The organism is Streptococcus sp. CL6.35, from assembly GCF_049737915.1.
Classification (GTDB): Bacteria; Bacillota; Bacilli; order Lactobacillales; family Streptococcaceae; genus Streptococcus.
In genome coordinates, this window is the sequence record NZ_JBKOTU010000004.1 from 41,058 (window position 1) to 54,559 (window position 13,502).

Annotated in this window: 13 protein-coding genes; 5 read left to right on the forward strand and 8 right to left on the reverse strand. The window is 39.6% G+C overall.

All coding sequences use genetic code 11. From position 1 onward, the window contains the following. Positions 1-197: 197 nt before the first annotated feature. From ACLNCP_RS06000 to ACLNCP_RS06010, 3 genes are all read right to left on the reverse strand, one after another. The gene (locus ACLNCP_RS06000) at positions 198-1,709 is read right to left on the reverse strand and encodes an ATP-binding cassette domain-containing protein (RefSeq protein WP_049500984.1); all 1,512 of its coding nucleotides are present in this window, start codon (positions 1,707-1,709) and stop codon (positions 198-200) included. Between the two features lie 797 nt (positions 1,710-2,506). Further along, entirely contained in the window at positions 2,507-3,481 is a 975-nt protein-coding gene (locus tag ACLNCP_RS06005; protein ID WP_261121713.1) for a HAMP domain-containing histidine kinase, read from the reverse strand. Further along, complete coding sequence (locus ACLNCP_RS06010; RefSeq protein ID WP_000548991.1) at positions 3,474-4,151, reverse strand: response regulator transcription factor; 678 nt, start codon at positions 4,149-4,151, stop codon at positions 3,474-3,476. The genes ACLNCP_RS06005 and ACLNCP_RS06010 overlap by 8 nt, the downstream gene beginning before the upstream one ends. Before the next feature lie 156 nt (positions 4,152-4,307). On the opposite strand from ACLNCP_RS06010, the gene ACLNCP_RS06015 reads away from it, so the two are divergent. Continuing rightward, positions 4,308-5,381 (forward strand): DUF2974 domain-containing protein, encoded by a 1,074-nt coding sequence (locus ACLNCP_RS06015; RefSeq protein WP_261066993.1) that lies wholly within the window; start codon positions 4,308-4,310, stop codon positions 5,379-5,381. A gap of 88 nt (positions 5,382-5,469) precedes the next feature. Here the strand turns inward: ACLNCP_RS06015 and ACLNCP_RS06020 are convergent, their stop codons facing one another. From ACLNCP_RS06020 to ACLNCP_RS06030, 3 genes are all read right to left on the reverse strand, one after another. After that, complete coding sequence (locus ACLNCP_RS06020) at positions 5,470-6,489, reverse strand: YdcF family protein (RefSeq protein ID WP_424844180.1); 1,020 nt, start codon at positions 6,487-6,489, stop codon at positions 5,470-5,472. 68 nt (positions 6,490-6,557) lie between these two features. Next, positions 6,558-6,995, reverse strand: coding sequence for an Rrf2 family transcriptional regulator (locus ACLNCP_RS06025; protein ID WP_153198718.1), 438 nt, complete (start codon positions 6,993-6,995; stop codon positions 6,558-6,560). Positions 6,996-7,070: 75 nt separating this feature from the next. Further along, on the reverse strand, positions 7,071-7,913 hold the full coding sequence (locus ACLNCP_RS06030) for a metallophosphoesterase family protein (protein WP_185761608.1): 843 nt from the start codon (positions 7,911-7,913) through the stop codon (positions 7,071-7,073). A gap of 111 nt (positions 7,914-8,024) precedes the next feature. On the opposite strand from ACLNCP_RS06030, the gene ACLNCP_RS06035 reads away from it, so the two are divergent. The 4 genes from ACLNCP_RS06035 (at position 8,025) to ACLNCP_RS06050 (ending at position 10,478) form a co-directional block, all read left to right on the forward strand. Next, positions 8,025-8,675: a metal-dependent transcriptional regulator gene (locus ACLNCP_RS06035; RefSeq protein WP_000188507.1), complete on the forward strand. Its 651-nt coding sequence runs from the start codon at positions 8,025-8,027 to the stop codon at positions 8,673-8,675. A gap of 118 nt (positions 8,676-8,793) precedes the next feature. Next, entirely contained in the window at positions 8,794-9,501 is a 708-nt protein-coding gene (locus ACLNCP_RS06040; protein WP_185755662.1) for a nicotinamide mononucleotide transporter, read from the forward strand. Between the two features lie 131 nt (positions 9,502-9,632). Next, positions 9,633-10,046, forward strand: coding sequence for a hypothetical protein (locus tag ACLNCP_RS06045; RefSeq protein ID WP_261030770.1), 414 nt, complete (start codon positions 9,633-9,635; stop codon positions 10,044-10,046). A gap of 18 nt (positions 10,047-10,064) precedes the next feature. Then, on the forward strand, positions 10,065-10,478 hold the full coding sequence (locus ACLNCP_RS06050; RefSeq protein ID WP_227325897.1) for a hypothetical protein: 414 nt from the start codon (positions 10,065-10,067) through the stop codon (positions 10,476-10,478). A 38-nt stretch (positions 10,479-10,516) separates the two neighbouring features. Here the strand turns inward: ACLNCP_RS06050 and dtd are convergent, their stop codons facing one another. Both dtd and ACLNCP_RS06060 read right to left on the reverse strand, forming a co-directional pair. After that, positions 10,517-10,960 carry a D-aminoacyl-tRNA deacylase gene (gene dtd, locus ACLNCP_RS06055; protein ID WP_424844181.1) on the reverse strand — a complete coding sequence of 148 codons (444 nt, stop codon included), beginning with the start codon at positions 10,958-10,960 and terminating at the stop codon, positions 10,517-10,519. 29 nt (positions 10,961-10,989) lie between these two features. Beyond that, complete coding sequence (locus ACLNCP_RS06060; RefSeq protein WP_424844182.1) at positions 10,990-13,212, reverse strand: RelA/SpoT family protein; 2,223 nt, start codon at positions 13,210-13,212, stop codon at positions 10,990-10,992. Between the last annotated feature and the right edge of the window lie 290 nt (positions 13,213-13,502).

Genomic DNA, 13,502 nt, shown 5'->3' on the forward strand with positions numbered 1-13,502 from the left:
CATTCTTTTGAAAATAATCCTTTAAATATCCATCAGTCCATCCTTGATATTATATCAAAAATTTTACAACCTTTCTCTGAAGAAATCTATCAATTGAACAGATAGAGGAAGCAAGAAATTTTTGTTTCCTTATCCGAAGAGGGAAAAACGGTATCAGAAGAACCTTGATACTATGCGTTTTATTCTTTATAATTTAGCTATTTCAAAATTACAAGTTCTCCATTCTTAATTTCCCAAACTTGGTCAAACTTACTTAATAATTCGTTTTGGCGATGTAAAGTAACAATGACGGCACTTGGTAGTTCCAGAACTCTTTCCAATTCCATTTTAAACTGATTAGTATCCAAGGCAGAGAAAGGTTCGTCTAGGATAAGCAATGGATTTTTACGATTTTTCTCACGATTTAAATACATTCGTTGTTGCTGACCACCTGACAGGGATTGTGGTGGAATTTTTTCAAAATCTTCTTCTCTGAATTTTTCATTGAAACTATTGAATAGTGTTACATTATTTTCATAACTCGAAATAAATGTATGTTCTTGTTGCAGAATCATACCGAATCTTCCCCAAAGATGGTCCAAAACAAGCCCATCTAGCACAATTTGTCCTTCAAAATCTTCATCTGTTCCATTTAAAATGTTGAGAAGACTACTTTTTCCAGAACCATTCTTACCAATAAGCGCAATTTTATCCCCTTTTTGAATCGTAGCGGAAGTAATTATCAATTTTGATTCTCCCAGTTGTTTGGAAATGTTTTTCAAAGTAATCGTATCAAAAGAATGTTGAGGTGCTTGAACTGAAACGGGTCTCCCAACAATGTTTTGAAAACTCTTGATTACAGGCTTTACGGACTCTAACATTTGTAAATCATAAAGGATTTCCTGTATTGGTTCAGAAAAAGCATTAATATATCCGAAACTCGCCACCACCTCAGGAATACCGAGTTGCTGGTGAGATAGAGAGTAGGCTAAATAAATAAACAGAACAAGACTAATGAATTCAAAAGAAACACCTGTCAATAAGATGCCTGTAATTTTTGTCAAACCATACTTAAAATACTTATCCTGCAAATTCTTTAGAGAACTCTTTTGTTGATTCAAAAAATGCGACATAGTTAGTTTATTTACCAAATGATGTCCCATGAGCAAATCCTCCAAAGTTCGATAGTAATCTCCTTGTTTTTTCAAGTAAACCTGTCTACGATTAGCGGTCAACTTCCCAACGATTTTAGGAATTTGAATACTAATTCCAGTGGAAAAGATTAAAATCAGTGATACAATAGGATTAATTGTTCTGCTAATAATGAAAGCGTAAATGATGATACGTAAAATTTGTTTGATAAAACTCATCAATGGAGGAAGGTAATCCTTTTCCAACGAATCTAGGTCATTAGATTGATAGGAAATATACTCTGCTACTGTTTTCTGCTTGAAATCGTGGTGACTGAGTCCCAGAAGTGAACGAAACCACTCATTTTTCAAAGTAGTCGAAAAGATAATCCCCTGCTTCCAATCAAGTATCATTTGGATATAGTTACAACTCAAATAGCCTGCCACTGACATAGAGTAACCATATAGAGCTACTTGATAATCCCCTTTGATTAATGCCTGCGTGAAATACGGTAACAAAGCAGTGCAGATATTCGATATTGCACCAAAAAGAAAATTAAAGAAGAGATACCATCTAATAGTTTTAAGATATGGTAGCATATACGATACTCCTTACTAATACTTTTTTTACATATCGAAGAACAATCTCTACTATTCCCTGTTTCAGATAGTGCGATACCAGGACATTGAGTGCAATAATTGGCAATCACACAAGTTCTGCAGTTTTTACTATCATTCCAAGTATAATTTGCTATTTTGTAAAATATAGGTCTATCCCATGTTTCTTTGATAGATGTAAAATGAATATTTCCAATACTTCTATTGAAAGTAAGCTTTTTCAGTTTTTCTAACGATTTAGGCTATTTCGTGACACACCCACAATCCGTGAAAATTCTGGTTATATCAGATTATGTGATTTTCGTAAGAATTTTATATTGTCTCCAATCATGGTAGTCTCCTTTTACTTGATAAAACTATTATAACATTTAGAAATTAAAAACTGGTTCAAAATCAATAGGATGTGTGTATTCGATACATTCAATAAATTCTTGGAAACAGTTCTACACCAGTTACACAAATCTATATACACCTATCTCATTCAAAATAAAAAGAAAGCTGCAGTTCTTTTAATCCTGTATCAACGATTCATTCTGAAATCGAATAGGAGACATTTCCCAAGTCTACAATTCACTTCATCTCAAATTAATTTTTGTAATTAACCCTTAGTTTATAGATTTTATACTCAACAAAAGTATAAAGCATACAAAACTTCACTTTGAACCAGTATTTATACTATATTCCGTATTAAAAATTCTATTATTGGTTTTGTAAAAAACAGTCTTCAAATATCCTGAAATATAGCAAAAAGAGATTGGGTAAAAACTCATTGTCTCTTCTCACTCAAGGACTAAGTTTACTTGAGCAAACTGAATCCGCACTATCGTTCCTTTTCCAACCTCAGACTCGATACGAATCTGGTGCCCCAGTTCTTCAGAAATTTTCTTAGATAGATAGAGGCCAAGTCCAGATGACTGCTGAGTTAGGCGTCCATTATATCCTGAGAAGCCACGTTCAAAGACTCGGAGGACATCACTGTTTTTTATCCCGATTCCCGTATCCTTGATACAAAGCTCTTGCCCCTCCATATAAATCTCCAGACCACCTTCCTTGGTGTACTTTAGACTGTTTGAGATGATTTGCTCAATAACCACTAGTAGCCACTTCTTATCCGTCACAATTTCTTTATCAAGGTCATGTAGACTGACATTTAAGCCTTTTTGAATAAAGAAAAGAGCGTATTTACGAATTATCTCCTTAACCAAGTCCTCGATTTGAACCTGCTTTAAGACCAAATCATCATGGAAACTTTCTAAACGCAGGTACTGTAAAACTAGATTGGTATAGGAATCAATCTTGAAAATTTCCTGTTCTAATTGCTGCTTCAGTTGGCGGTCAGCTACTTCTGCAACTAAGAGTTGACTGGCTGCAATGGGGGTCTTTATCTGATGGACCCACAAGGTGTAGTAATCCAGCAAATCCGTCAGTTTTCTTTCTGAATCTGACCTCTGCTGATAAAGTTCCATCTCACGCGCTTCTAATTTTTCTGCTAAAGCCCTTTCCAAAGGAGACTTGGCTTCCCTCTCCCCATAGAGAAGTTCCTGGCGATAGACCTGCATTTCAACCAATATGTCCCAAGCGAAAAATAAGATGGTTACAAAGCAACACAAGAGAAAAAAATAGAGAAAGTAAATTCCTAAACTGGCAAATAAAAACTGAAAGAGTAAGACCAGAAACGTCAAAGAAATCAGATAGACAAACAGACGACTACGGGAACGCAGATAGGCTAAAAAAAATTGTTTCCAATCAAGCATGCTTCAGTCCGTACCCTATCCCTTTCTTGGTCTCGATAAATCCTACCAAGCCCTGCTCTTCCAACTTTTTACGCAATCGAGCCACATTAACAGAGAGCGTATTATCATCAATAAAAAAGTCACTGTTCCAAAGTTCCCGCATGAGGTCGTCACGCGCTACAATATTTCCTGCGTGTTCAAACAAAACTCGTAAAATCTGGAATTCGTTCTTGGTCAAATTCAAGACTTGCCCTTGATAATGTAAATCCATTGATTTGGTATTGAGGATAACACCAGCATATTCCAGTAAACTCTCGTCACGCCCAAACTCATAGGAACGACGCAACAAGCCCTGAACCTTGGCTAAAAGAACCTGCTGGTCAAAAGGCTTGGTCACAAAGTCATCCGCGCCCATATTGATTGCCATGACAATATCCATAGCCTGGTCTCTCGAAGACAGAAACATGATGGGAACCTTGGAAATCTTGCGAATCTCCTGACACCAGTGATAGCCATTAAACAAAGGCAGCCCAATATCCATGAGGACCAGATGAGGCTCCGACTGGACAAAAAGACTCAAAACTTCCATAAAGTCTTCTACCAGAACCACTTCAAATCCCCATTCAGAGAGCATTTTCCCGACCTGTTGACGAATGACCTGATCATCTTCTACTAATAAAATCTTGTGCATGCGCTCCTCCTTTTCTATTATTATAACAGATTTTTCCATGCTAGAAGGTCTAAAACTGAATTTGAAAAAGCTTGTTTTTAGCCAACAAAGCAAGACAATCCTACTAGCTAATTTGAGGGAAATTTGATAAGATAAATAAAAAAGAAAGGAGCTCTTATGGCCAATATTTTTGACTATCTGAAAGATGTCGCACACGATTCCTTTTACGACCTTCCTTTAAATGAATTAGACATTCTAACCTTAACAGAAACCACCTACCTCTCCTTTGATAATCTGGTCTCCACAACTCCTATGCGACTTTTAGACCTGGCACCTCAGGTTCCAAGAGAATCTAACATGTTGACCAGCAAAAATCGCCTCCAGCTATTAGATGAACTAGCTCAACACAAACGCTTCAAAAATTGCAAACTCTCCCATTTTATTAATGACATCGACCCTGAGCTGCAAAAACAATTTGCGGCTATGACCTACCGCCTCAATCTCGATACCTATCTGATTGTCTTTCGTGGGACTGATGACAGTATCATTGGCTGGAAGGAAGATTTCCACCTGACCTATATGAAGGAAATTCCTGCTCAAAAGCACGCCCTCCGATATTTAAAGAACTTTTTTGCCCAACATCCTAAGCAAAAGGTCATTCTAGCTGGGCATTCCAAGGGAGGCAATCTAGCCATCTATGCTGCTAGTCAAATTGAGCAAAGCTTGCAAAATCAGATCACAGCAGTTTATACCTTTGATGCGCCTGGTCTCCACACAGAATTGACACAAACCGAGGGCTATCAAAGGATAATGGATAAAACCAAGGTCTTCATTCCACAAGGTTCCATCATCGGTATGATGTTGGAAATTCCGGCCCACCAAATCATCGTGCACAGTACTGCCTTAGCTGGTATCGCCCAGCACGATACCTTTAGTTGGCAGATTGAGGACAAGCACTTCGTCCAACTGGATAAAACCAACAGTGATAGCCAACAAGTTGACACAACCTTCAAAGAATGGGTAGCGACAGTCCCTGACGAAGAACTCCAGCTCTACTTCGATCTCTTCTTTGGCACCATTCTTGATGCTGGTATCACTTCTATCAATGACTTGTCTTCCTTAAAGGTGCTTGAACACATTCATCATCTCTTTGTCCAAGCTCAATCCCTCACTCCAGAAGAAAGGGAAACCATGGGACGCCTCACTCAATTATTGATTGATACCCGTTACCAAGCTTGGAAGAATAGATAGTAGCTTTCAAAAATCAAATGTATATAAAACAAAAGACCTAGAATACATACTTTCATGTGTATTCTAAGTCTTTTTAAATAAAATCTAACTACCAAATAACCCCTTTATAGGCTACCAAAATGATAATTAACAGCGGGACATAAAAGGCAAGGAAGAGCCATTTCATTTTGACACAGAGCGCTACGTACTCCCGAATAAAAGCAGATGGTATATAGTAGCCTGCCGTCCTACATCCGAGGCCATCTCCCTTCATTTTTAACTTACGAGCATAAGTACTAGTTCTAAAGACATGATAATCATTTGTTACAAAGAGAAATTGAGGTTTGGCTACCAGTTTCTCACCAAGTTCCTTAGAAAAGAGAAGGTTCTCGTAGGTAGTCCTTGATTGATCTTCCAGAATAATCGCATCTTTGGGAACATCTGTCTCTTTAAGAAGATAGTTTGTAATGGCCTGCGCTTCAGAAATCTTCTCATCTCCTCCTTGTCCGCCACTGGCAATAATTTTTATGTTAGAATTTTTAGACTTGTGATAAGCTTCCACTGCCTTATCAATTCTCCTCTTCAGCAAAGGTGTTACCTTTTCTCCGTCTAACAAACCTGCACCATGAATGATAATAAAATCATAATGCTTCTTCTTAGGAATAAAGAGATACAAGATAGAGTACAGAATAAAAGCCACAAAAGCAAAACCAAAAATAAAGTAAGAATAAGCAATAAATGCAAATAAAATATTTAGAAAGTGATTGGTGTAAAATAATTCATGTCGTCCTCCCAATCGAAATGACATCAAAGCAAAAAATAGCAAAATGACTATTCCAAGGAGCATGGAGAGATAATTAGCCTTTGAACGTCCCTCTCGCTTCAACAAAATGACCCCATTATAGATTAGAAAGATGCCACTTAGAAAAAGCAAAAAAGGAAGTAAAATAAAGGGAAATATAAAAAAAGCGAAATGAATCTTCTCATACCCATTTTGATAAAAAAGGTAGCCTAGATAAAAATAACTGGAAATGAGGGATAATAAGAATAATACTGGATTCCACAAACTTCTATTATCCTTCCAAAATGACACTATAAAGGCTAATACAATTCCTATAACGAGATACATTTCTTCCTCCTTTAATAACTACATTTTATCATAATTATCTAAAGAGAAAAAGAGGGCATCTATCCCTCTTACTCCTTCATCTGACTTTCTGCATCGGCCACGACTTGTTCTAGGTTGGTCTGACCAAGTTCAGTCTCCATAGCCAGCTGAATTCTCTCCAATTTTTGATCCAAAACCTCATGAATATGAGCTCCGACTGGGCAATTTGGATTTGGATTGTCATGGAAACTAAAAAGTTGGCCTGTCTTACCAAGACACTCAACCGCCTGATAAACATCTAAAAGACTAATATCTTTGAGATCTTTGACAATCTCTGTCCCCCCTGTTCCACGCGCTACTGATATCAGCTCTGCCTTCTTCAACTGGGACAAGGTTTTTCTGATAATGACAGGGTTAACCCCAACACTAGCAGCCAGAAAATCACTGGTCACCTTGCTTTCCTTCCCCTTGAGGGCAATGATAATCAGCATATGAGTCGCAATGGTAAATCTACTTGGAATTTGCATACTCTTCTCCTTTTTACGAGGCTAACCTACCTCTACTCTTCTTTTTCTTTTATTATACCCTTTTTAGTTGTAATGTCAATCGTTACCACTTTTCAACCAAGCATCTAATTCCCTATCATAGCCCTCTTTCTGGGCCAATTCTCTCAGAAATTCCTGATGATGAGTATGGTGGATACCATTGACCAGACTTTCATAGTAAACCTCAAAATAGGGAAGCTTCAGATCTTTAGCCAGTTGCAATTCAGCTGCCACATCGTAGTCAACTCGTCGGAAGTCCATATCTACCAAGCCCTTGTCATCAAACTCTAAAATCATATACTGGGCCCGCAAGTCCTTCCGCAACTGGGCATCTAGAAAGAAAGGTTGCCCAATCGAACCTGGATTGACAATTAATTGTCCACCAGTCCCGTAACGAAGCAACTGCTGGTGAATATGACCATAAACAGCAATATCACAAGGCGGATTGGTCACCAAGCGGTCAAAATCCTCTTGCGCTCCAGTATGAATCAACTCTCGCCCCCAGTTCTTATCAGGCAGATGATGGCTAATTCCTACCGTCAAATCACCAAACTGACGATGAATCTGGAGGGGTTGATTGTGGAGCAGTTCAATTTCTTCTAGGGAAATTTCCTCTAAAACATACTGGCACTGGCGCAAGAGATAGCGTTGACTGGGACGAGTACTATCCAATTCCTTACGGACACCGTGCCACAGACTATCTTCCCAGTTTCCCAAAACTCTAGCCGTAATCGGTAGTTGAGCCAACAAGTCCAAAATCCTTCTACGCCCTGTCCCTGGCATGAGAATATCTCCCAGAAGCCAGTATTCATCCACTCCTAGCTGCCGAGCATCTGCCAAAACAGCCTCCAAGGCGGTGGTATTTCCATGAATATCTGAAAGAAGAGCTATTTTCGTCATATCCATCTCCTCGTTTTTTCTCTTGCAATAAGTATAACATAAAAAGTCACAGCTAGAGAAATCTAGCTTTTTTTGATATACTAGATATAGATATTAGACAAGAGGAAGCGAATGACCCCGAATAAAGAAGATTATCTAAAATGTATTTATGAAATCGGCATAGACCTGCATAAAATTACCAACAAGGAAATTGCTGCCCGCATGCAAGTCTCTCCCCCTGCCGTAACTGAAATGATTAAACGGATGAAGAGTGAAAATCTCATCCTCAAGGACAAGGAATGTGGCTATCTACTGACTGACCTCGGCCTCAAATTGGTCTCTGAGCTCTATCGTAAGCACCGCTTGATTGAAGTTTTTCTAGTCCATCATTTAGACTATACAAGTGACCAGATTCACGAGGAAGCTGAGGTCTTGGAACATACTGTCTCTGACCTGTTCGTGGAAAGACTAGATAAACTACTAGGATTCCCCAAGACCTGCCCTCACGGAGGAACTATTCCTGCTAAGGGAGAACTCTTGGTTGAAATCAATAACCTCCCACTAGCTGACATCAAGGAGGCTGGCGCCTACCGCCTGACTCGGGTGCACGATAGTTTTGACATTCTCAGTTATCTGGACAAGCACTCACTTCACATCGGTGATCCGCTCCAAGTCAAGCAGTTTGATGGCTTCAGCAATACCTTCACTATCCTTAGTAAAGACGAGGACTTACAAGTAAGTATGGACATTGCAAAACAACTCTATGTCGAGAAAATCAACTAATTTCTCAAGTCCCCTACCAACCCTGAAAGTTTGATTTTCAGGGTTTTATTTCTATCATTTGATTTTGCTTTCATTTAATTGTAGAATATTTGTAAAAAAAAGAAAGATAGTTTAACCTATGAAAAAATCACTAAAAATTTTTGCTACATCTAAATGGTTTGACCTCTTCGGGGTTGCTTTGGTCGTTGGGATTGCGATTGCATCTGGTTATCTCAACTCACGCCTCGATAAATTTGTAGACTGGGGACCATGGACAGCTCTTGTACCCTTTGGATTGATTTCCGTAACCAACGTTGGGATTTCCATGTTATCCACTCGTTTCACGGGGAAATTAAGCAAATGGGGAAATTACTTTGGTATTGTTAATACCATTTTGTCCGGTGCTATTGATTATATCCTTGGAAATAAGGCGGCCATCATTACCTATCCCGTCACCTTCCTCATTTATACCTTTGCTATTAAGAAATGGGAAGCTTCGCAAGAAGGCAGACCCAACCAAATGAGCCAAAAACAGGTAAAATTGGCTGCCATCATCATTTCAATCATCGCCTTTCTCTTTGCCTTTGTGACCAACTATATCGGCTATGGAGGAAAGATGAATCTCCTTGCCTACGTAACAACTATTGCCTTTGCACTGTCCCTCATTGCCAATGCTTTTAACGCATTGAAACTAACAACTCAGTGGGGCTTTTGGTTGATTTACAATTTCGTTCAGCTGACAAAAGCTGGTATTCAAGGAAATTTTGCCAATATCGGAAAATACATCTTTTATATCCTCAATGCAATCGGAGCTTTATTTGTCTGGAATGATGAAGAAATTAGATAATATCAGGAAACTCAAATAAAGAATACTAGCCAACTTAAGAGAATCTCCTTTCTGCTATTTTTTATCATTTTACTTGTAACTCCCATTCTTTTGGAGTAGAATGAAGTTAGATAAAAGAGGGAGGTCTTGTCATGAAAAAACTCTATAGAATTCATTTTATAGCAATTGCAATCATTGATTTACTACTATTTGCATTTTTTATCACTAGACCCGAGACAGCTTTAGAATGGCTCTTGCTCTCTGGTTTTATTTTCCTCCTTGCTCAAGGACTCCTGCTGTTTCGCTTGGTTGTCCAACTCAAACATCAATTCGCTGAGATTTATCCTCAAATCAGTAAAAAGATTCGCTTCTACTATTTAGGAGTTCTCTCCATTGATTTTCTATTTTTTGTCCTTTTAGCCTTCGTTAGTTCTCAGCGTTTATACTCTCTTATGCCAATCATCACTGCCTGCCATTCTACTTTATATTATATGACGGCCGACTACCTAAGAGACAACTATCCAGACTTTTACGACAAACATATCTCTTTATGGGAGTGTCTCTAAGGAAAAGGAGGGGTTAGCATGAAAAAAATCATCTTCATCAAAACCACTCAACTCCTTGTCATTGATGGAATTATGCTTGCATTTTTGACATTTAAAGAGGGACTTACTTGGGACTGGATTTTGATTTATAGCGGTTGGCTCATTTTCTTTCATCCTGTGCTATTGACCTATCTTTCAAACCAACTTTGTGACCACTTTAGTCACCTCTATTCCCAGATTAGACCGAGATTCTGGCGTTTTGCCTTACAGATTCTTCTATGGGATAGCCTGATGATTCTCTCCTTGATATGTTTGAGTGGTATGCCACTTTTCCTTCAGGGCACTCTCCTAATCCTAGGCCATCTCATCCCTTCCTATCGCACCTGCCAAAGCCTGAAAAGAGATTTTCCTAAGGCCTATCAGAAACAGATTTCATTTTGGAGTATTTTATGATAGATAAGAAAAACCAAGCCGGCTGGGCTTGGTCTTTCTTATCTATTTTTAGTATCTAGGATAATGGTAACTGGTCCGTCATTGACCAGCTCAACTTGCATATCAGCTCCAAAGATGCCTGTCTGAACGAGCACTTCTTGCGCTAATTTTTGATTGAAATCATCATAGAAGTCTGATGCCATATCAGGCTTGGCTGCCCCTGTAAAGGCTGGACGATTTCCTTTCTTAGTATCCGCAAAGAGGGTAAACTGAGAAATAGAGAGGATTTCTCCTTCAATATCTTTGACAGACAGGTTCATCTTGCCTTCTGCGTCTGAAAAAATCCGCATATTGACCAGTTTTCTCACAGCATAGTCCAAATCTTCCTCTTGGTCCTCTGGTCCAACACCAACCAGCAATAAGAGTCCCTGATTGATTTTTCCCTGAACCTGACCTTCGATACTCACTTGGGCTTTTGTAACCCGTTGGATAATGATTTTCATAATAGCCTTTCTAGTAAGGGCTAGGGCAATTAACCGTTAGTCCGTTTGACAGAGTATACTTCTGGCACACTCTTAATCTTGTCCACAACCGAAGTCAGTGTCGAGAGGTTGGCAATACCGAAGGATACATGGATATTAGCAAATTTCATATCCTTGGTTGGTTGGGCGTTGACTGTTGAGATATTCTTAGTTGTGTTTGAAAGAACTTGCAGTACATCGTTCAACAACCCTGTACGGTTGAGGCCGTAGATATCGATATGAGCCATATACTCCTTATTTGAGTTTGAATACTGGTCTTCCCACTCCACATCAAGGAGACGTTGCTCGTAGTTTTCTTGGGCACGCAGGTTCATACAGTCCACACGGTGAATAGCCACACCACGACCCTTGGTAATGTAGCCGACAATATCGTCACCAGGAACAGGATTACAACACTTGGCAATCCGCACTAGGAGACCTGAGGCACCTTCAATGACCACTCCACCCTCATGCTTAACCTTGAGGGTTTCTTTGTTTTCAACCTTGATCTCGCCACCTTTGACAAGCTCTTCTGCTTCCGCCTTGGCCTTGGCACGTTCTTCTTCACGGCGTTCCTTTTCAGTCAGACGGTTAAAGACGGTAATAGCACCGATTTCTCCAAAACCAATGGCCGCAAAGAGGGATTCTTCTGTCTTGTAGCTGGTCTTTTGCAGGACTTGATCCATGTGGCGCTTGTCCATGAATTTATTGGCCACATAGCCATTTTCTTGGAACTGAGCCATCAGCATCTCACGGCCCTTGTTGACAGATAATTCCTTGTCTTGGTTTTTAAAGAACTGACGAATCTTGTTGCGCGCCTTGCTGGTCTTAACCATATTGAGCCAGTCACGGCTCGGCCCAAAGGAGTTGGGGTTGGTGACAATTTCAACCTGATCCCCTGTCTTGAGCTTGGTTGTCAGTGGAACCATACGACCATTGACCTTGGCACCAGTTGCTTTTTCCCCAACTTTTGTATGGATTTCATAGGCAAAGTCAATCGGTCCTGAATCTTTTGGAAGGGAACGAACAGCTCCATCTGGAGTAAAGACATAAATCTCCTCAGCCAGATAGTTTTCCTTAACTGAATCCACAAATTCCTTGGCATCATCAGCCTGGTCTTGGAGCTCCATCATCTCCTTGATCCAGTTCATCCCAATAGCTGATTCCTTGCTGTTAACCTGCCCCTTGATACCCTTCTTATAAGCCCAGTGAGCCGCAACCCCGTACTCAGCCACCTCGTGCATTTCCTTGGTCCGAATCTGGAACTCAATCGGCCCTTTTGGCCCATAAACAGTCGTATGGATAGACTGGTAGCCATTGGCCTTGCGGTTAGCGATATAGTCTTTGAAACGACCTGGCATTGGTTTCCAAAGTTCATGCACATAACCAAGCATGGCATAAACATCACTTTGGGTATCCAAAATACAGCGAATGGCAATCAAGTCATAGATTTCCTCAAAACGTTTTCTCTTATCCTGCATTTTGCGGAAAATCGAGTAGATATGCTTGGGACGACCGTAAATCTTGCCTTTTAGGTGACGATCTGTCGTATAGTCTTCTAGTTTCGTAACTACCTCATCCACCAAGGCTTCACGCTCTCTGCGTTTTTCCTTCATCATATGGGTAATCTTGTAAAACTCCGTTGGGTTGAGATAACGGAAAGACAGGTCTTCCAACTCCCATTTGACGCTAGAAATCCCCAGACGGTGAGCAAGAGGTGCATAGATTTCCATGGTTTCTTTGGAAATACGCTCCTGCTTGTCTTTTCGAAGGTGTTTCAGGGTCCGCATATTGTGCAAGCGGTCAGACAGTTTAACCAAGATAACGCGGATGTCCTCAGACATGGCCATGAGCATCTTGCGATGATTTTCTGCCAACTGCTCTTCGTGAGACTTGTATTTGACCTTACCAAGCTTGGTAACCCCATCTACGATTACCCGCACATCAGGACCAAACTCTCTTTCCAAATCGTCCAAGGTCGCATCTGTATCTTCCACCACGTCATGCAAGAAACCACAAGCTACCGTTACAGCATCCAGCTTGAGCTTAGCTAAAATACCTGCCACTTGGATGGGATGAATGATATAAGGCTCGCCTGATTTGCGGTATTGACCACTATGGCATTCCACCGCATAGACCAAGGCCTTATGGACAAAATGGACATCCTCTTCCGTTAAATATTCTTTGGTTAAAGCGACAACTTCTTCGCCTGTTAAATTCACTTCTTTTGGCATCTCTACTCTCCAATTCTTCCTACCATTTTATCACTTTTTTAAGAATATGAAAACTAGAAAAAGAGGATTCTGAAGCTATTCAATTTGTTGGGAAGGAGGATAAAAAAAGATTCACACTAAAACAATAAAATTATCTGATTTTCATCTATCTTTTTTGATATAGGCTACACTAAAAGTCAGTGAAATGAAAATACATTCTTCTTTTTTCAATAAATAAGGTTTGATATTTTGGTAATTTTCTAACCTTTTTAGTGTATAATGGTAATATAAACAGTTTTTTTACGATAATT